Annotated in this window: 16 protein-coding genes; 15 read left to right on the top strand and 1 reads right to left on the bottom strand. The window is 29.8% G+C overall.

Features of this window, described 5'->3' with window-relative positions:
* Positions 1 to 51 precede the first annotated feature (51 nt).
* The 10 genes from Q0L44_RS07395 to ttcA all read left to right on the top strand — a co-directional run bounded on the left by Q0L44_RS07395 (position 52) and on the right by ttcA (position 13,940).
* A complete protein-coding gene (locus Q0L44_RS07395; protein WP_296637159.1) occupies positions 52 to 3,015 on the top strand; it encodes an amidohydrolase family protein in 2,964 nt (987 codons plus the stop codon).
* 6 nt (positions 3,016 to 3,021) lie between these two features.
* Positions 3,022 to 4,317 (top strand): amidohydrolase family protein, encoded by a 1,296-nt coding sequence (locus Q0L44_RS07400; RefSeq protein ID WP_296637160.1) that lies wholly within the window; start codon positions 3,022 to 3,024, stop codon positions 4,315 to 4,317.
* A gap of 110 nt (positions 4,318 to 4,427) precedes the next feature.
* The gene (locus Q0L44_RS07405) at positions 4,428 to 5,222 is read left to right on the top strand and encodes an RNA methyltransferase (RefSeq protein ID WP_296637162.1); all 795 of its coding nucleotides are present in this window, start codon (positions 4,428 to 4,430) and stop codon (positions 5,220 to 5,222) included.
* A 7-nt stretch (positions 5,223 to 5,229) separates the two neighbouring features.
* Positions 5,230 to 5,976: a polyphosphate--glucose phosphotransferase gene (gene ppgK, locus Q0L44_RS07410; RefSeq protein ID WP_296637164.1), complete on the top strand. Its 747-nt coding sequence runs from the start codon at positions 5,230 to 5,232 to the stop codon at positions 5,974 to 5,976.
* Positions 5,977 to 6,165: 189 nt separating this feature from the next.
* Positions 6,166 to 8,379: a RelA/SpoT family protein gene (locus Q0L44_RS07415; RefSeq protein ID WP_296637166.1), complete on the top strand. Its 2,214-nt coding sequence runs from the start codon at positions 6,166 to 6,168 to the stop codon at positions 8,377 to 8,379.
* A 72-nt stretch (positions 8,380 to 8,451) separates the two neighbouring features.
* Positions 8,452 to 8,904 carry a transcriptional repressor gene (locus Q0L44_RS07420; RefSeq protein ID WP_296637168.1) on the top strand — a complete coding sequence of 151 codons (453 nt, stop codon included), beginning with the start codon at positions 8,452 to 8,454 and terminating at the stop codon, positions 8,902 to 8,904.
* A 39-nt stretch (positions 8,905 to 8,943) separates the two neighbouring features.
* Positions 8,944 to 10,215 (top strand): adenylosuccinate synthase, encoded by a 1,272-nt coding sequence (locus Q0L44_RS07425; RefSeq protein WP_296637169.1) that lies wholly within the window; start codon positions 8,944 to 8,946, stop codon positions 10,213 to 10,215.
* Between the two features lie 63 nt (positions 10,216 to 10,278).
* The gene (locus Q0L44_RS07430) at positions 10,279 to 11,916 is read left to right on the top strand and encodes an OstA-like protein (RefSeq protein WP_296637171.1); all 1,638 of its coding nucleotides are present in this window, start codon (positions 10,279 to 10,281) and stop codon (positions 11,914 to 11,916) included.
* A 1-nt stretch (position 11,917) separates the two neighbouring features.
* Positions 11,918 to 13,096 carry an aspartate aminotransferase family protein gene (locus Q0L44_RS07435; RefSeq protein WP_296637173.1) on the top strand — a complete coding sequence of 393 codons (1,179 nt, stop codon included), beginning with the start codon at positions 11,918 to 11,920 and terminating at the stop codon, positions 13,094 to 13,096.
* A gap of 46 nt (positions 13,097 to 13,142) precedes the next feature.
* A complete protein-coding gene (gene ttcA, locus Q0L44_RS07440; RefSeq protein WP_296637174.1) occupies positions 13,143 to 13,940 on the top strand; it encodes a tRNA 2-thiocytidine(32) synthetase TtcA in 798 nt (265 codons plus the stop codon).
* Here the strand turns inward: ttcA and Q0L44_RS07445 are convergent.
* A complete protein-coding gene (locus tag Q0L44_RS07445; RefSeq protein WP_296637176.1) occupies positions 13,929 to 15,317 on the bottom strand; it encodes an MATE family efflux transporter in 1,389 nt (462 codons plus the stop codon). The two genes, ttcA and Q0L44_RS07445, sit on opposite strands and share 12 nt — an antisense overlap.
* Positions 15,318 to 15,444: 127 nt before the next feature.
* Between Q0L44_RS07445 and tpx the strand changes: the two genes are divergently transcribed.
* The 5 genes from tpx (at position 15,445) to Q0L44_RS07470 (ending at position 21,011) form a co-directional block, all read left to right on the top strand.
* On the top strand, positions 15,445 to 15,942 hold the full coding sequence (gene tpx, locus Q0L44_RS07450) for a thiol peroxidase (protein ID WP_296637177.1): 498 nt from the start codon (positions 15,445 to 15,447) through the stop codon (positions 15,940 to 15,942).
* Between the two features lies 1 nt (position 15,943).
* A complete protein-coding gene (locus Q0L44_RS07455) occupies positions 15,944 to 16,324 on the top strand; it encodes a diacylglycerol kinase family protein (protein WP_296637179.1) in 381 nt (126 codons plus the stop codon).
* Between the two features lie 41 nt (positions 16,325 to 16,365).
* The gene (locus Q0L44_RS07460) at positions 16,366 to 18,816 is read left to right on the top strand and encodes a DNA translocase FtsK (RefSeq protein WP_296637182.1); all 2,451 of its coding nucleotides are present in this window, start codon (positions 16,366 to 16,368) and stop codon (positions 18,814 to 18,816) included.
* A 31-nt stretch (positions 18,817 to 18,847) separates the two neighbouring features.
* Positions 18,848 to 19,504 (top strand): outer membrane lipoprotein carrier protein LolA, encoded by a 657-nt coding sequence (locus Q0L44_RS07465; RefSeq protein WP_296637184.1) that lies wholly within the window; start codon positions 18,848 to 18,850, stop codon positions 19,502 to 19,504.
* Between the two features lie 61 nt (positions 19,505 to 19,565).
* Positions 19,566 to 21,011 (top strand): LptF/LptG family permease, encoded by a 1,446-nt coding sequence (locus Q0L44_RS07470; RefSeq protein ID WP_296637186.1) that lies wholly within the window; start codon positions 19,566 to 19,568, stop codon positions 21,009 to 21,011.
* Positions 21,012 to 21,016: the final 5 nt, after the last annotated feature.

The following is a 21,016-nucleotide window of genomic DNA, read 5'->3' on the forward strand; positions in this document are numbered from 1 at the left end:
CAAAGAGGTAATCTCTAATTTAGAAACTTAATTTAAATTAATTCAAACTACATGAGAAAACTAATTCTATTACTCTTTTTCTTTTCGTTGCATATTTTACATGCACAGGAATATTTTCCTACAGATTCAGGGGTAAAAACAAACAAAAATACAGCATTTGCATTTACAAATGCTACAATCTACGTAACTCCGACAGAGGTTTTAAAAAATGCCACGCTACTTATTAAAGATGGTAAAGTTGATGCAGTTGGAAAAAATGTAAAAATACCTGAAGGCACTATTACAACTGATTTAAAAGGTAAAACTATTTATTCATCATTTATTGATGCATATTCAGGCTTTGGTATTAGCAAACCAAAAAGAGCTGTTAGCAGATCTAGAGGGGTTCAGTATGAAGCATCTAGAGAAGGATATTATTGGAATGATCATATTAGACCAGATACCAATCCTATTTCAGCTTTTAAGTTTGATAGTAAAAAAGCTAAAGATTTTATTAATGCAGGTTTTGGAGTAGTAAATACACACATGCAAGATGGTATAATAAGAGGTAATGGATTACTAATTGCATTAAATCCTAATGCTTCTGATGCTTACAGAATTTTAAACACTAAATCTGCTCAGTATTTTTCTTTTGATAAAAGTGTACAATCAAGACAAGCTTACCCAAGTTCAAGAATGGGTGCAATGGCTTTATTACGTCAAACATATTTAGATGCAGATTGGTATGCTAAAGGCAACATGAAAAATAAAGACATGGCTTTAGAAGCTCTAAATGCTAATAAAAATCTAACTCAAATTTTTGAAACTGGTAATCATTTAGATGCCTTAAGAGCAGATAAAATTGGAGATGAAATTGGGGTAAAATTTACAATAGTTGGTTCTGGAGATGAGTATGAAAGAGTTAGCGACATCAAAGCTACAAATGCAAACTTTATTATTCCCATTAACTTTAGCAATGCATATGATGTTTCTAACCCTCTTTTAGCACAACAAATATCATTAAGAGACATGCGCAAGTGGAATCAAGAGCCATCTAACCTTAGTGTACTTTCTAAAAATGAAGTAAATTTTGCTTTAACCACTCATAAATTAAAATCAACAAAGTCTTTTCATAAAAATTTACAGAAAGCTATTACATATGGTTTTGATGAAACAAAAGCATTAGCAGCATTAACTACAGTACCTGCTTCTATTTTAGGTAATTCATCTATTGGAAATTTAAAATCTGGTAGTCATGCAAACTTTATAATTACATCTGGTAATGTATTTGATGCAAAAACATCCATTTACGAAAACTGGGTTCAAGGAGCTAAAAATATAGTTTCTGATATGACTATTAAAGATATTACAGGAGACTATATGTTATCTGTAAATAATAAAAATTATCAATTATCAGTAACAGGTTCTGGAGCAAAGCAAAAAGGTGCTATTAAACAAGGTGATAAAAAAATTAAATCTAAATTCTCTTTTAAAGATGATTGGATTGCTATCACTTTAAACGAAGATTCAGGCTATACAAGAATGATTGGTAAAGTAATTAATAGTTCTAATCTAATGGAAGGTACTGCCTTTGATACTAAAGGTAACGAAACTACTTGGTCTGCAAGTAAGAAAGTAGCTAATTCAAAAAAGTCTTCTAAAAAGAAAAAAGGTGCAGATAACAATGCTTTAACTGTTATGCCTGTAAGTTATCCTAACATTGGTTTTGGTAATTATGTGCAACCAGAACAACAAACAATCTTAATTAAAAACGTTACAGTTTGGACTAGTGAAGATGAAGGAATTTTAGAAAATAAAGATGTTTTACTAAAAGATGGTAAAATTACTCAAATTGGTAAAGGCTTAAAAGCAAGAAAAGCTTTAGAAATTGATGGAACAGGTAAACATTTAACTGCAGGTATTGTAGATGAACATTCACATATTGCTGCAACATCAATTAATGAAGGAGCACAAAATTCTTCTGCTGAAGTTACTATAGAGGATGTTGTAGATCCGACAGATATCAATATCTATAGAAATATTTCTGGAGGTACAACTACTGCTCAGATTTTACATGGTTCTGCAAATCCTATAGGAGGTAGATCTGCAATCATCAAATTAAAATGGGGAGAAAATGCAGAAAGTATGATTTATGACGATACTCCTAAATTTATAAAATTTGCCTTAGGTGAAAATGTAAAACAATCTAGAAGTAGCAATGGAACTCGATTTCCACAAACCAGAATGGGTGTAGAACAAATGATTACAGACTACTTTACAAGAGCGAAAGAATATGATGCTTTAAAGAAAAGTGGACAGCCTTACAGAAAAGATCTAGAAATGGAAACATTAGCAGAGATTTTAAATAAAGAACGTTTTATTTCTTGTCACTCTTATGTACAGTCAGAAATTAATATGCTAATGAAAGTTGCTGATAAATTTGATTTTAACATCAACACTTTTACACATATTTTAGAAGGTTATAAAGTAGCAGATAAAATGGCCGAACATGGCGTAGGAGGTTCAACTTTCTCTGATTGGTGGGCTTATAAATACGAAGTAAATGATGCAATACCTTACAATGCTGCAATTATGCATAATGCAGGTGTAACTGTTGCTATAAATTCAGATGATAGAGAAATGTCTAGACGTTTGAATCAAGAAGCTGCTAAAACCATAAAATATGGTGGTATGTCTGAACTAGAAGCTTGGAAAACTGTAACTATAAATCCTGCTAAATTATTACACATAGATGATAAAGTAGGTAGTATAAAAGAAGGTAAAGATGCAGATGTTGTTCTTTGGAATAATCACCCAATGTCTATTTACGCTAAAGTAGAAAAAACAATTATTGATGGTAAAGTATTTTTTGATAGAGCTGAGGACACTAAAAAGCGTGTAGCAATTAAAGAAGAAAAAAGTAAGCTTATCAATATGATGTTGAATGAAAAGATGAATGGTGGTAAAACCAAAGTACCAATGAAAAGAGGAGATATCAACTTTCATTGTGATACTTTAGAAGAACTTAAAAACTAAGAACAGATGAAAAAAATAATATATAGTTTACTAGTATTTTTCTGTATAGGAAATATAGTAGCACAACAAACCCCTGCAGACAAACAAAGTACAGCTATTTCTATAGAAGGTGCAACTGCACATTTAGGTAATGGAGAGGTAATTGAAAATTCACTAATAATGTTTAATGAGGGTAAAATTACATTTGTAGGATCTGCAATGCTAAAAATTGCCAGAATGGGCACTGTGATTAATGCAACAGGAAAACACATATATCCTGGATTTATTGCAGTCAATGCTACACTTGGTTTAGCGGAAATTGATGCTGTAAAAGCAAGTGTAGATGTAGATGAAATAGGTATCAACAATCCTCATATTAGAAGTTTAATAGCTTATAATGCAGAAAGTAAAGTTGTTGAGTCTATGAGACCAAATGGAGTGTTAATGGCTCAGATTACACCAAGAGGTGGTTCTATTTCTGGTACATCATCTATTGTACAATTAGATGCTTGGAATTGGGAAGATGCTGCAATTAAAGTAGACGATGCAATACATATGAACTGGCCTAGTAGTTTTACAAGAGGGAGATGGTGGTTAGGAGAAGATCCTGCATTAAAACCAGATACTAGATATGGTAAAAACACAGATGATATTAAAATGTATTTTGCAAATGCCAAAAATTATTTAGCAGGTCAAAAAAGTACAATTAATTTACCTTTTGAAGCAATGAAAGGTTTATTTAATGGTTCTCAAAGATTGTTTATTCATGTAAATGGTCAAAAAGAAATTACTGATGCTATTACTATTGCTAAAAATGCTGGAATCAATAATATAGCTTTAGTGAATGCAGAAGGTGCTGAAAGCGTTACAGATCTATTAGTTAAAAATGATATTGGTGTAGTTTTAGAAAGACCACATAGAAACCCAAATTCAGAAGATGATGCCTATGATTATACCTATACTATTGCTAAAACATTAACTGATAAAGGCATTACTATTGCAATTGGTATGGAAGGTCAAATGGAAAGAATGAATACTAGAAATTTACCTTTTTATGCCGGTACATTCTCTGCACATGGCTTAGATAAAGAAGATGCTTTAAAAATGATTACTTCAAATAGTGCTAAAATATTGGGAGTATCTGGTATGGTTGGAACTTTAGAAGTTGGCAAAGATGCTACTCTATTTATTTCTGAAGGTGATGCTTTAGATATGAGAACTAATATTTTATCAAAAGCCTTTATTCAGGGTAGAGATATTAGCTTAGAAACACATCAAACAGAATTATGGAAGCGTTATTCTAACAAATACAAATCAGAATAAATATCTCATTAAAATAAAAAAAGGCTCGCATTTTGCGAGCCTTTTTGTTTATATGAAGTAGCACAAAATTGTTGTTTACAAAATATGACTAAATAAGTATATTTGTGATAATGAAACAAATTACAAGTTCACAAAATCCTTACATTAAAAGTTTACTTAAACTTCAAGAAAAAGCTAAAGAAAGAAAAAGTCGAGGTCTATTTATTATAGAAGGTTTAAGAGAAATATTGTTAGCTTTAAAAACAAACTACACCTTCGAAACAGTTTTATTTTGTAGCGACTTAATTCAGCAAAAAGAAGTTGAACGTATTCTAAATACATCACTTGAATTGATTGAAATTTCTAAGGAAGTATATGAAAAGCTAGCTTACAGAAACTCTACAGAAGGAATTATAGCAGTTGCTCAAGTTAAAAGCTTTTCAATTAATGAGATTAATTTCAAGAATAAACAACCCTTAATTTTAATAGCTGAAGGCTTAGAAAAGCCTGGTAATGTAGGTGCTTTATTAAGAACAGCAGATGCTGCTAATGTTGACGCAGTATTTATTGCAAACCCAAAATCCGATTTATATAATTCAAATATCATTAGATCTAGCGTAGGATGTGTATTTACAAATCAAATTGCAGTTGGTAGTTCAGAAGAAATTATTAACTTTCTTAAGGAAAAAAATATTGCAATTTATGCTGCTACTTTACAAAATTCAAATGAATATCATTTAGAAGATTACACAAAACCTACAGCCATTGTTGTAGGTACAGAAGCAACAGGCTTAACCTCTTTTTGGAGAGACAAAGCAACACAAAATATAAACATACCAATGCAAGGCAAAATAGACTCTATGAATGTTTCAGTGGCAGCCGCAATTGTTGTTTTTGAAGCAAAAAGACAAAGAGACTTTAAATAAAATAATTATGGAAATACTAGGAATAGATGTAGGTGGTTCTGGAATTAAAGCTGCAGTAGTGAATTCAGAAACAGGCGAATTAATTACAGAAAGACATAGAATTCCTACTCCTAAACCAGCTACACCTAAAGCTATAACAGAGGTCATAAAAAAAATGATAGAACATTTTAATTGGACCAAAGCTGTTGGCTGTAGTTTTCCTACAACTATTGTAAACGGCCAATGTATTCATACAGGTAATTTAAGTAAAGATTGGTTAAATGTTAAGGTTAACAAATTATTTGAAAAAGAGACTAAACTTCCTTTTTATATTAGTAATGACGCAGATTTAGCTGGAGTTGCCGAAATAAATTTAGGAGCAGGTAAAAAAGAAAAAGGAGTTATTATTGTAATTACAATTGGGACAGGAATTGGCTCTGGGTTATTCTTTAACAGAAAATTAATTCCAAATTTAGAATTGGGTAAACTATTACATTCAAATGGAGAAATCATAGAATTTTTTGCTGCTGATTCTATCAGGAAAAAAGAAGGACTGTCTTTAAAAGAATGGGCACTTCGTTTTGATGAGTTATTAAAATATACAAAAATTGTATTTTCTCCAAATTTGATAATTTTAGGAGGAGGAATTAGCAAAAAATATGATGATTTTAAGCAATATCTAGAAACTGATATACCAATTAAAGTAGCTCATTTTAAAAATAATGCAGGTATTATTGGGGCAGCTATGTATGTTAATAATCAATTAAAAAAATAAGCATTACAAACTTCATTATTTTAAAATACTAAGTATTTTTTATTTTAGAACATATATTTTTCTAGTAAAGAATATTCTGATTAAAAAAGGATTTCTCAAACTTAAATAAATTTCATTAATAAGTATTTTCTTTTGGTATTTTAATAGTATTTCCTAAATTCACTTTAGTTTAAAAGTTGAAAGAATTATATGGAATACATTGCTACCATAGAAGAAGAAAATAAAGAAATTGCAAATCGATATAAAGATTTATTAAAAGGTACTTATGAGGTTCTATCTAAAGAAGATAAAGAATTGATAAGAAAATCCTTTGATATTGCTGTAGATGCACATTCTAAACAAAGAAGAAAAACCGGTGAACCTTATATTTTTCATCCAATTGCTGTAGCAAAAATTGTGGCAATGGAAATTGGTTTAGGAGCTACCTCTATTGCAGCAGCTCTGTTACATGATGTTGTTGAAGATACAGACTACACTTTAGACGATATGGAGCAATTGTTTGGTGAAACCATTGCTAGAATTGTAAATGGTCTTACCAAAATATCTCGTTTAAATAAAGAACAAGATGCCTCTATACAAGCCGAGAACTTTAGAAAAATGCTACTTACATTACATGATGATGTAAGAGTAATTCTCATAAAAATTGCAGACAGATTACACAACATGCAAACTATGGATGCAATGCCTGGTTACAAACAGGTGAAAATTGCGTCAGAAACATTATACATTTATGCTCCTTTAGCACATAGGTTAGGGTTATATAATATTAAAACTGAATTAGAAGATTTAGGTTTAAAATACACAGAACCAGATGTTTTTAACAGTATTGTTGCTAAAATTAAGGAAAGTAAAGAAGAACAACTAGATTACTTAAAGCGTTTTGAAGATACCCTAAAAAGTGGTTTAGATAAAGAACATTTTTCTTATGAGATAAAGGGACGATTCAAGTCAATTTTTTCCATTCGAAGAAAAATGCAAAAACAAAACGTAACGTTTGAAGAGGTTTTTGATAAATATGCCATTCGTATAATTTTTAAACCAATAACCAAAGATGAAAAGCACGATGCTTGGAAAATTTATTCATTAGTTACTGATAACTTTAGACCTAACCCAGCGCGTTTAAGAGATTGGATATCACAGCCAAAGTCCACAGGATACGAAGCACTTCATATTACTGTTGTAGGGCCAGATGCACAATGGGTAGAAGTTCAAATTAGATCTGAGCGTATGAATGAAATTGCAGAAAAAGGATATGCAGCACATTTTAAATATAAACAAGGCTCAGAAAACGAAAGTGGTTTAGATGTTTGGTTGAATAGATTAAAAGAGACACTAGAAAATCAAAGCTTAAATGCAGTTGATTTTGTAGAAGACTTTAAGTTAAATTTATACGCTAAAGAAATTTATGTATTTACACCCAAAGGAGATCTAAAATCTTTACCTAAAGATGCTTCTGCATTAGATTTTGCATTTTCTATTCATACAGATGTTGGTTTAAAATGTAGGGGTGCAAAAGTAAATGGCAAATTAGTTCCACTAAGTTATACGCTAAGAAGTGGAGATCAAATAGAAGTGATTACGAGTGCTACAAATAAACCGAATTACAGATGGTTAGATTTCGTTATTACAGCTAGAGCAAAAACAAAAATTAGAGCCGCACTAAAAGACGAGGAAAAGGGAATTACAGAAGAAGGAAAAGCAATATTAACGAGAAAGTTAAGGCATTTAAAGATTCCATTTAGCGAAAAAACAATTAATGAATTAGTTAATTACTTTAAACTAAGAACAAGTTTTGATTTGTTCTATAGAATTGGAAACGGAGCAATAGACAATACACTTTTAAAAGGGTTTGTTACGCAAAGAAATAGTGCTATTTTAAACTTCTTTAAAACAAAATTAAGAAGGAATACCTCTAGCAACGAAAATCAAGAAGAAATTACCAGCAAATATGATGCTTTAGTCTTCGGAAAAGAAGAAGAAAAGTTAAACTATACACAATCTAAATGTTGTAATCCTATTCCAGGAGAACAAGTTTTTGGGTTTTTAACAATAAATGATGGTATTAAAGTGCATAAAAAAAATTGTCCAAATGCTATCTCACTCCAATCAAACTATGCATATAGAATCATGCAGGCCAAATGGATAGATTCTACAAAACAAGATTTTAAAGTTGTATTACATATTAATGGTATAGATCATTCTGGTATTGTTAATGAGGTTACTAGAATTATTTCAAGCAATGTTGGTGTTTTTATTCACAGTATTAATATTTCTGGAAATGAAGGAGTATTTGATGGTAAAATAGCATTAAGCGTTAAGAATAAACCACAATTAACAAAATTAATGGTCCGCATTCAAAAGGTACAAGGTGTTAAAAAAGTGGAACGTGTTAATAGAATGTAAATATCATTTACATAAAAATATAATTTTATTCAGAAATAACTGTAAATTTGTCTTTTCGTAAAAATTAAATACATGAATAATTCTCTTGAAAATCAGGAAGTAGTTAAAAAAGTTTTTACCACATATCTACAAGAGCATAAACACAGAAAAACACCTGAACGTTATTCCATCTTACAAGAAATTTACGATGCAGATGAGCATTTTGATATAGAATCACTTTATATTAAAATGAAAAATAAAAACTATAGGGTTAGTAGAGCAACGCTTTACAATACAATAGATTTATTATTAGATTGTGGCTTGGTGCGTAAGCATCAATTCGATGGTCAAACTATGGCACGTTATGAAAAAAGTTATTTTGATAAAAACCATGATCATGTAATTTTTACTGATTCTGGAGATGTTAAAGAATTTTGTGATCCACGTATTCAAATTATCAAAAAAACAATTGAAGAAATATTTGAGATTGATATTCATAACCACTCCTTATACTTTTACGGGACAAAAAAGAACGACAAAAATTAATTTAATTGAATTGAAAATTTAATCATTACAAAAACAAAAATGGCAGTAGATTTATTATTAGGATTACAATGGGGAGATGAAGGTAAAGGAAAAATTGTAGATGTATTAACCCAGAACTACGACATTATTGCACGTTTTCAAGGAGGCCCAAATGCTGGACATACATTAATTTTTGACGGTTTTAAACATGTTTTACATACAATACCTTCAGGGATATTTCATAAAACAGCATTAAATGTTGTTGGAAATGGTGTGGTAATAGATCCAGTGATTTTTAAAAAAGAATTAGAAAATTTAGATAAACATAAAATAGATTATACGTCTAAATTATTAATATCTAAAAAAGCACATTTAATATTACCAACGCATAGATTGTTAGACGCCGCGTCCGAAACATCTAAAGGAAAAGCTAAAATTGGTTCTACTCTAAAAGGAATTGGTCCTACATATATGGATAAAACCGGAAGAAACGGAATGCGTGTTGGTGACTTAGAGTTAGACAATTGGAAAGAAAAATACGACGCTCTAACAGAAAAACACATTAAAATGTTAGAATTCTTCGATGTTCAAATAGAATATAATTTAGATGAATTAGAAGCTGAGTTTTGTAAAGGAATAGACAAATTGAGAACACTTCAATTCATTGACAGTGAAGAATTTTTAAATCAAGCTATAAAAGATAAAAAAACAATATTAGCTGAGGGTGCACAAGGTTCATTATTAGATATTGACTTTGGGACGTACCCATTTGTAACATCATCTAATACAACTGCTGCAGGTGCATGTACAGGTTTAGGTGTAGCTCCAAATAGAATTGGAGATGTCTTCGGTATTTTTAAAGCATATACTACCAGAGTAGGTTCTGGTCCTTTTCCTACAGAATTGTTTGATAAGTATGGAGAAACAATGGCCAGCGTTGGTCATGAATTTGGAGCAACAACTGGAAGACCAAGAAGATGTGGCTGGTTAGATTTAGTAGCATTAAAATATGCTGTAGATGTAAACGGGGTTACTCAATTAATGATGATGAAAGGGGACGTACTATCTGGTTTTAACACTTTAAAAGTATGTACATCATATAATTATAAAGGAAAAGAGATTACACACCTACCTTACAATATAGAACCAGAAAATGTTTCTGTAAATTATACTGAATTTAAAGGTTGGAAAGACGATTTAACGAAAATGACTTCAGCAGATCAATTACCTAAAAACCTTTTAGATTATGTTGCTTTCATTGAGAAAGAAACTGGTGTCCCTGTAAAAATTGTTTCTGTAGGTCCAGATAGAAAACAAACAATTAATAGATAGTTTTATCTAAAAATTAAGATTTTAAGGTATTCTTTTCATTATTTTTGTTGCAAAACAAATCTTTTGAGAAGAATACTTTTTTTATGCCTTTTATTCTTTACTATTCTGTCGTTTTCTCAAGAAAAAAATAAGATTAGTATAGAAAATGCAGATATTCAATATGCAGACGAACAAAAAACTCCAGGAGCAACAGTTCTTATTGGAAATGTACGAATTAAACACGAAAGCATAGAGTTAACTTGTCAGCAAGCCTTGTTCTACAAAAAAGAAAACTTTTTTAAAGCTATTGGTAATGTACTTATAAAACAAGGAGATACCATTACTCAAACAAGTGATTATTCTGATTATGATGCAAATATAAAACAAGTTTTGTCATGGGGAAACGTAGTTTTGAAAGATCCTAACATGACACTTACTACAGATACTCTACAATTCGATAGAATTAATCAAAAGTTATATTACCAAGATTATGCTACCATTAAAGATGCTACAAATACACTAAAAAGTAAATACGGTAATTATTATTTAGAAAACAAGAAATTCACAGCAACTACAAGAGTTACAGTCGTAAATCTGGAACATAATTTAACCTCAAATCATTTAGATTATTATACCAATTCTGGCTTAGCCTATTTGTATGGACCGTCAACTATTACAAATACTCAAAATGAAAATAGATTATATTCTGAAAAAGGGTTTTACAACACAAAAACAGATATTTCTTACTTCACAAAAAATGCAAAGCTATTTTTAAAAGAAAGAACTGTAGAAGGTGATAGTTTATATTATGACAAAAATAAAGGATTTGCGTCTGCTTCTAAAAACATAAAAGTAGTAGATACAATTCAAAATTTTATAACAAAAGGCAATTACGCAGAACTATATGAACAAAAAGATTCTTTATTCATAATCAAAAGAGCAGTTGCTATTTCTATAATTGATAAAGATTCTATGTTTATTCATGGAGATACTTTGTTAGTTACAGGGAAATCAAAAAAACGTATAATTAGAACGTACCATAATGTAAAAATATTTAAGTCAGATCTACAAGGTAAGTGCGATTCTATTTTTACAAATCAGACTACAGGGTATACAAAAATGTATAGAAATCCTGTAATTTGGTCAGATCAAAACCAAATTACTGGAGATAGTATTTATTTACAATCTAATTTAGAAACAGAGAAATTAGACTCTTTAAAAGTTTACAATAATGCTTTTATTATTTCTAAAGATTCTATTGAAAATAAAGACTTTAACCAGATAAAAGGGCGAAATATGTTTGGTAAATTTGAAGCTAATAAACTTAAATTACTATTGGTAAAAGGAAATGCAGAATCAATTTATTTTAATAGAAATACAGAAACTCAAGTACTAGAAACAATTTCCAAAGAAGTTTCTAGTAATATAGAATTTACACTTGTTAATGGAGAAATAGAAACAGTCAAGTACCTTAAAAGTACAGATGGTAAAACATATCCTCCATCTCAGTTAGATCAAAAAGGGAGAATTATAAAAGGTTTTTTGTGGAGAGAAGATGAAAAGCCTAAGAAAAAAGAAGATATTTTTATTAAAGATATTACTTCTAATAAACTGCCTATTAAAAAGAAAGTCTTAGAAAAACCCTCTTTATTCATTGATAAAAAAACAAAGGATAAAAAGAAGGGAAAAAAGAAAACTGCAATATCTATCATCGGTCAATAATTTGAAATCAGATTTTTACAAATACCAAGCACAAACATCACCTCAACCATTAGCAATAGAAATTTCTCATGCAAATGGTTCTTACATATATGATACCAATAATAAAGCTCATTTAGATTTTGTTGCAGGAGTTTCTGCAAATAGTTTAGGTCATAATCATCCTAAAGTTACTGATGCAATTAAAAATCAGATAAATGCATACACACATGTTATGGTTTATGGAGAATTTATTCAACAGCCACAAGTGTCATTATGCAAAAAAATATCCTCTACTCTACCTGAATCATTGCAGTCTGTATATATTACCAATTCTGGAACTGAAGCTACAGAAGGTGCACTAAAACTCGCTAAAAGAGTAACAGGAAGATCAGAAATAATTGCTGCTAAAAACTCTTATCATGGAAACACACAAGGTTCTATGAGTGTATCTGGCGTAGAAAAACAAAATGCTGCTTTTAGACCATTAATACCAGGTATAAAATTTATCGCTTTTAACTGCAATTTTTGTTTAGAACAAATCACAAACAAAACTGCAGCTGTCATTTTAGAAACTATTCAAGGTGGTGCTGGTTTCATTGAGCCTTACTCTAATTATTTAGCAAATGTAAAAGCTAAATGTGATGAAGTTGGAACACTTTTAATTTTAGATGAAATTCAAACAGGAATTGGTAGAACAGGTAAATTTTGGGGTTTTGAAAATTACAATGTTACTCCAGATATTATTATTACAGGAAAAGGTTTAGGAGGTGGTATGCCTATTGGTGCTTTTATTGCTTCTCAAGATAGAATGAGTTTGCTAAAAGACAAACCTAAACTAGGACATATATCTACATTTGCAGGTCATCCAGTAATTGCTGCAGCTGCTAATGCTACTCTAGACGTTATTTTAGAAGATAATTTAGTTTCAGAATGCTTACGTAAAGAAAAAATTATAAGAAACCACTTGCTACATTCAGCTATTTTAGAAATTAGAGGTAAAGGTTTAATGTTAGCTGCAATTGTTGAAACTCCAGAATTAGCAGCAAAAATTATTTTGAAATGTTTAGACAAAGGTCTTATTCTATTTTTCTTATTATTTGAAGGTAGAGCAATGAGAATAACTCCACCTCTAACTATTTCAGATAAAGAATTAATAAAAGGTTGCCAAATTATAGTTGATACTATAGAAGAATGCATTTAAATAAAAAGTAGCTTTTAAATCTTTGTGATTCTTTTATTTTTGTAAAATGAATCAACAGCAACAAAACACCAAAAAACTTCAGAAATTTGTAGCTCAAGCTATAAAACAATACTCCATGATTGAAAATGGAGATAAAATTATGGTTTGTTTATCAGGTGGAAAAGATAGCTATACCATGTTAGATATGCTCCTTTACTTTCAAAAAGTAGCTCCTGTTCATTTTGATTTAATTGCTGTTAATTTAGATCAGAAACAGCCAGGTTTTCCTGAAGAAGTCTTGCCTAATTATTTAAGTAAACTTCAAGTAGCCTATAAAATTATTGAAAAAAACACCTACAAAGTGGTTATGGATAAAACTCCTGAAGGCAAAACTACTTGCAGTCTTTGCTCTAGATTACGAAGAGGAACCTTATACGAAGCAGCCAAAGATTTAGGTTGTAATAAGTTAGCTTTAGGTCATCATAAAAACGACATTTTAGAAACATTCTTTCTTAACTTTTTCTTTTCTGGAAAGTTAGAAACAATGTCTCCTAAATTTAAAAATGATGCTGGAGATTTAGTAATTTTAAGACCGTTAGCCTTTTGTAAAGAAAGTGACATTGAAAAGTTTTCTTATCATAGAAATTATCCAATAATTCCATGTAATTTATGCGGTTCTCAAGAAAACTTACAACGTAAAAAAGTTAAAGAAATGATTTCTAACTGGGAAGAAGAGTTCCCTAATAGAAATGCAATTATGATGAATGCTCTACAAAATGTTTCTCCTTCTCATTTATTAGATACAGCACTGTATGATTTTAACAGCTTGAAGAACAAACAAAATGAGTCTACTCTAATTAGCTAATTCAGCCTTAGTAGCTATTAACTTTAGAGTTAACCTATTAAATCTAATAAAAAGTAAAATTGAAGCTGTAGTTAAGCCCGCTAACAAACCTAACCAAATACCAAAACTACCATACCTCTCTTCTGCTCCAAAATAAAAAGAAACAGGAAAACCAATACACCAATAAGAAATAAATGTTAATATAGTTGGAATTTTTACATCTTGTAAACCACGTAAAGCACCTAAAACAACTACTTGTATACTATCTGAAATTTGAAAAAATGCTGCTGCAATTAAAAGTTTAGATGCAATAGAAATAACTTCCATATTGTCTGCATTGTTAAGCTTATCACCCAAATCTACATAAATGGCTGGCATAATTTTATGAAAGATAAAGAATAGAATTGCAAAGATGGTTGCAAAAATCATCCCTAGTAAAAAGATTGAAAATGCTATTCTTCTTAACTCCTTAAAATTTTGCAATCCTTTTTGATTTCCTACCCGAATCATAGAAGCTACGCTTAGTCCCATTGCCACCATAAAAGTCATGGATGATAAATTTAATGCAATTTGATTTGCTGCTTGAGGATTTTTACCAAGCAAACCACTTAACCATATCGCAGCAGTAAATATGGCAACTTCAAAAAACATTTGCATTGCACTTAAAGTACCCAAATTTATTATTTTCTTAATCATAAGAATATCTAAAACAAAGAATTTTAGGTTACTCATAATTCGTTTTGATCTTTTCTTATAACTTAATAACAGCCACAAATAAATAACCATAATAATTCTTGAGGCTAATGTTCCATATGCTGCACCAACAATACCTAATTCTGGAAAACCAAACTTTCCAAAAATAAATAAATAATTTAAAACTAAATTTACAATATTTGCAATTAAAGTAGCATACATTGGGTATTTAGTCATAGACATACCATCACTAAATTGCTTTATTGCTTGGAAAATAATCAATGGAATTAAAGAGAATGCAACTAAATCTAAATAAGGTATTGCTAAAGCAACTACTTCTTCTGGCTGCTGCATTAAATACATTAATGGTTTAGCAAAAAACACCATAAGAAATAGTAATATTCCAAGAACAGTACATAAGAATAATCCATTTTTAAAAGTAGATCTAGCTTGCTGCAAGTTATTAGAAGAATCAGCTTCTGCAATTAATGGAGTTATTGCTGTAGAAAAACCTATACCAACCGACATAGCAATAAACATAAAGCTATTTCCTAAAGACACAGCAGCCAACTCTGCAGTTCCTAATTGCCCAACCATAATATTATCTATAAAAGCTACAAATGTATGACCTAACATTCCTAACATTACAGGTGCTGCAAGCTTCCAATTATATTTAAATTCTGATGTATATTGAGCTAAATTCACTAAAAAAATTCTATTTTAGTTTGCGAAGATACATATTAGAAATGCATTTTTTTAAGGAGAACTTCACAGTTTTAAAATAATAGTATCAATAAAATTAATTACTTTTGAATAAAATAAATTTACAAAAATGGCAGAAATAACATTAGGAGGAAATCCTGTAAATACAGTAGGGGATTTACCAAAAGTTAGTGAGAAAGCATTAGATTTTAAATTAAAAACAGTTGAGCTAAAAGAAAAATCTTTAGTAGATTATGCTGGTAAAAACATCATTCTAAATATTTTCCCTAGTGTAGATACAAGCGTTTGTGCACAATCAGTAAGAGAATTTAATAAAAAAGCCTCAGAATTAAAAAATACTGAAGTGCTTTGTATCTCTAGAGATTTACCTTTTGCGCAAGCTCGTTTTTGTGGAGCTGAGGGTATCGGAAATGTAGAAATGCTGTCGGATTTTGAAAATGGAGATTTTGGAAATGATTACGGAGTAACAATTTTAGATAGTGACTTTAAAGGGCTACACTCAAGGGCTATTGTTGTTTTAGATGCAAATGGTATTGTAATTTACTCAGAACAAGTATCTGAGATTGGTAATGAACCGAATTATGATGCTCCCCTTAAAGTACTTTAAAATGAAGGATCCAAATGATGGTTTTTTTTTAGGTCGATTAAAAAGTTTTAAATTTGCTTTTAAAGGTTTATGGATATTAATAACAACAGAAGATAGCATAAAAGTGCAGCTATTTGTTTCTTTAATTGCTATTATTTTAGGTGTTGTATTTCAAATATCACTCGTAGAGTGGGCTATACAGTTTTTAGCGATTGGATTAGTTCTAGTAGCAGAAGCAGCTAATTCTGCTGTAGAAGAAATTTCAGACTTTATACATCCAGAATTCCATGAAAAAATCGGAAAAATTAAAGATATTGCTGCAGGGACTCCAGCATTTGCTGCAATAATATCATTAATAATTGCAGGGATTATTTATGTACCTAAACTGCTCATATTATTTTAAGCAAATATGTATATTTACTTTTTAATTATTATGAATTTTTAATGCCAAAAATAAAATCCAATACTTCAAAAAAAAACAACTTAAAAGAAGGTAAACAACCTTTTTTTTATTTCTTAAAAACTAGACAATCACAAAACATATTAGGTTTGTTTTTAGTTTTGTTTTCATTGTTTTTATGTATTGCTTTTGTTTCTTTCTTTTTTAATTGGCAAACAGATCAAAGTACGTTACAGCACTTTACAGACAAAACAGTAAAGAGTAAAAATCTTTTAGGAAAAATAGGTGCTAACCTAAGTCACTTTTTTATTTATAAAGGATTTGGACTTGCCGCTTTTGTTATAGCGTATCAAATATTTATTACTGGTGCTTACATTATTATAAAAAGAAAACTTTCTAAGATTGTTATTTCTTGGAATTGGGGTTTAATTGTTATGCTATGGTTTACTATAGCGCTTGGTTTTTTAAAAAAAGAATACGCTTTATTTTCTGGTGTTGTGGGTTTTGAAGTTAATAGCTACTTACAAACCTTTTTAGGTAAAACAGGGCTAAGTATTTTACTAATCTTTTTATTTCTTACATATGTTATAATAAGATATAAATTAAGTATCGATACATATTTAGAAAATTGGAAAGCAAAAAGAATCGAAAGACAGGAAAATACGACAAGTAATACCTCCTTACCACAAAAAGATATTGAAACAACGATAAATAAAGAAGTTGATAATAACAGCATAATCGATATCGAAGAAACAAAATCTGAATTTGAATTATCTGTGGCAGATTTAAAACCCACAATTACAAACCATTCTGAAGTTAAAGAAAAAAAAGAGCTAGAATTACTTGTTGAACAAGACACTACTCCTCCAATTCCTGCTCCAAAAGAAATTTATGATGACAATAGTGATGTAGCTATAGATATTGAGATTCATGAAGAGGAAGAACACTCTACAGAAAATCTATCAAATAAAATTTTAAAAGATTTTGGGGAATTCGATCCTACTTTAGAATTATCTAATTTTCGTTTTCCTACTTTTAATCTTCTTAAACAATACAATGAAAGTATTTCTATAGATCCAGAAGAGTTAGAAGCAAATAAGAACAAAATAGTTGAGACTTTAAAGAACTATAAAATTGGTATTGCAGAAATTAAAGCTACTGTTGGACCTACAATTACGCTTTATGAAATTGTACCTGAAGCAGGAATTCGAATATCTAAAATTAAAAATTTAGAAGATGATATTGCACTTTCTTTATCTGCACTTGGTATTAGAATTATAGCTCCTATTCCAGGAAAAGGAACAATTGGTATAGAGGTTCCTAATAAGAATTCGACAATTGTTTCTATGCATTCTGCTATTTCATCAAAAAAATTCCAAGAATCTCGTATGGAGCTTCCTATTGCATTAGGTAAAACTATCTCCAATGAGACATTTGTAGTAGATTTAGCTAAAATGCCTCACTTACTAATGGCAGGTGCAACAGGACAAGGGAAATCTGTAGGTTTGAATGCTGTTTTAACATCATTATTATACAAAAAACATCCTGCAGAGGTAAAATTTGTTTTAGTAGATCCTAAAAAAGTAGAACTTACACTCTTTAATAAAATAGAGAGACATTATTTAGCAAAACTGCCAGATTCAGAAGATGCAATTATTACAGATACAACCAAGGTTGTACACACCTTAAACTCTTTATGTATTGAGATGGACAATCGTTACGATTTATTAAAATCGGCAATGGTTAGAAATATAAAGGAATACAATCAAAAATTTAAAAAACGAAAATTAAATCCTAATGATGGGCATCAGTTTTTACCATACATTGTATTAGTAATTGATGAATTTGCTGATTTAATTATGACTGCAGGTAAAGAAGTCGAAACGCCAATAGCAAGACTAGCACAACTAGCTAGAGCAATTGGTATACATTTAATTGTTGCAACACAAAGACCTTCTGTAAATGTAATTACAGGTATTATAAAAGCTAACTTTCCTGCACGAATTGCTTTTAGAGTAACCTCAAAAATAGATTCGAGAACAATTTTAGATGCTGGTGGTGCAGATCAACTTATTGGACGTGGAGACTTATTATACACAAATGGTAATGCTATTACACGAATACAATGTGCATTTGTAGATACACCAGAAGTTGAAAAAATTACTGATTTTATAGGATCTCAGAAAGCATATTCAGAAGCACACTTATTGCCAGAATATATAGATGATGAAAATGGCACAAGTATTGATGTAGATATAGAAGATAGAGATAAACTCTTTAAAGAAGCTGCAGAAGTAATTATTACAGCTCAGCAAGGGTCTGCATCATTATTACAAAGAAAATTAAAACTCGGCTATAATAGAGCTGGAAGATTAATTGATCAATTAGAAGCAGCAGGAATTGTTGGAGGATTTGAAGGGAGTAAAGCAAGACAAGTTTTAATTCCAGATTTTATAGCATTAGAGCAACTTTTAGAAAACGAAAAAAACAAATAAAATAAAGGCTAAAGGCATTAAAAATTTTACAATGAAAAGAATATTAATTTTATGTATTTACTTACTTAGTTCAAGCTTTATTTTTTCTCAAAATTCTTTAGAAGCAAAATCAATCTTAGATGAAGTTTCTACAAAAATGAATGCATATGAAAATATGTTTATAGGCTTTAGTCAAGTACTAATTAATGAAGAAGCAGGAATTCTAGAAGGCGATGAACCACCAATTAGAGGAGAAATAAATTTAATGGGTGAAAAATATAATCTAAAATATTTAGGCAATCTGTTTATATATGACGCTAATAAACTTTATATCATTAATCATGAAGAAAAAGAGATTTCTATTTCTGAAGGTGATTTAAGTGCAGATGATGGATTTATATACCCATCTAAGCTTTTTTCTTTTTACAAAGAAGGCTATAATTTTGAGATGGGAAAATTAGAAAATATAAATGGAAGAAAAATTCAATTTGTAAGTTTAAACCCAATTGATAGTGACTCTGATATTATTAAAGTTCAATTAGGTATTGATGCAAAAACAAAACACATATATAAACTAATACAAACAGGTTCTAATGGAGCTAAAACAAGTTTTACCATCACAACTTTTAAGATCAATCAACCAATTTCTGAAGATTTGTTTAAGTTTAACAAACAGAAGTATTTAGATCAACAATACACGATTGATTAATTATTTCAATTAACAGAAAATTAATAGCATCTTACAGTTTAAGGTGCTATTTTTGTTTTTTATGAAAATTTTAGATAGATACATCTTAAAGAGTTTTTTAGTTCCCTTTATAGCTACATTTTTAATTGTACTATTCGTTCTAGTTATGCAAGCTTTATGGCAGTCATTTGAAAATATTGCAGGGAAAGGTATCAGCGTTATTTTTATTTTAAAGTTTTTATACTACACTACTTTAATGATAATTCCACAAGCACTTCCTATTGGTGTATTATTGTCTTCTATAATGGCTTTAGGAAACTTAGGAGAGAACTATGAATTTGCAGCTGCAAAGTCTGCAGGTGTCTCTTTGCAAAGGTTAGTAAGACCAATTGGAATATTAGCAATTGCATTAAGTGGGCTTAATTTTTTATTTTTAAATAATGTTTTTCCATATGCCAACTTAAAACAAAAAAATTTATATCTAAATATAAAAAAGAAAAAACCAGCGTTAGCACTAGTCCCTGGAAGCTTTAATTCAGATATACCTGGGTATCAAATTAAGTTTGAAGAAAAATATGGAGAAGAGGAAAACTTATTAAAAAAAGTTTTAATTTACGATTTAACAAGCAACAGAGGTAACCAAAAAGTAATTACTGCAGAACGTGGTAAAATTGTTACAGAAGAAGGCAGTAGGTACATGACCTTTATTTTATATGATGGGAATTATTATGAAGAACATGTAAAATCTGCAAGAACTACTCTAAAAAGAAAAAAAATGGCAGCTTCGGAAGCTTCTTTTAAAGAATATAAATTTAATATAGATATTGGAGACACTTTAGATGAAGGAAAGTTAGACTCTATAAACTCTGCCACTATTCCAATGATGCTTTCTCTACAGCAGATTAAGGACACCATTCCAAAATTAAAAGATAATTATGATGAGGTTTTAAATTTACGCGCAAAAAACATTTATATCAGTAGTGCTGCTAAAGACCTTTATGATTACCCAGACTCTATTAAAAATAAAGAGTTAAATAAAAATATTATTTCGAATTTTCAGCTTCAAGAAAAAATCACAATATTAAACTCAGCTTTAACAAAAAGTACAAGAGTCTTAAACACCTTAAATAATAATACAGATAGTATTAACTATCACAGAAAAATGGTAAATTATTATGATACTGAATATTATAATAGAATAGCATTTTCATTATCTTGTGTTATATTATTCTTTATAGGTGCTCCATTAGGATCTATTATAAGAAAAGGTGGTTTTGGGTTACCTATGATTTTAGCAATTGCGGTTTATGTTCTTTATTTTTTTACCAATACATTTGGTAAAAATCTAGCGGAGGAAAGTTCTATATCAGCAATGTTAGGTTCATGGGTTTCTGCAATTTTAATGATTCCATTTGCTATACTATTAACTAATAGAGCTACTAAAGACAAAGGCCTTTTTAATTTAAATTCTTTCTTACAACCTATTACAGACATAATTAAAAAAATGTTACCTAAAAAAGGGAATTAAACATA

The sequence above is a fragment of the Polaribacter sp. genome, assembly GCF_024639685.1.
GTDB lineage: Bacteria > Bacteroidota > Bacteroidia > Flavobacteriales > Flavobacteriaceae > Polaribacter.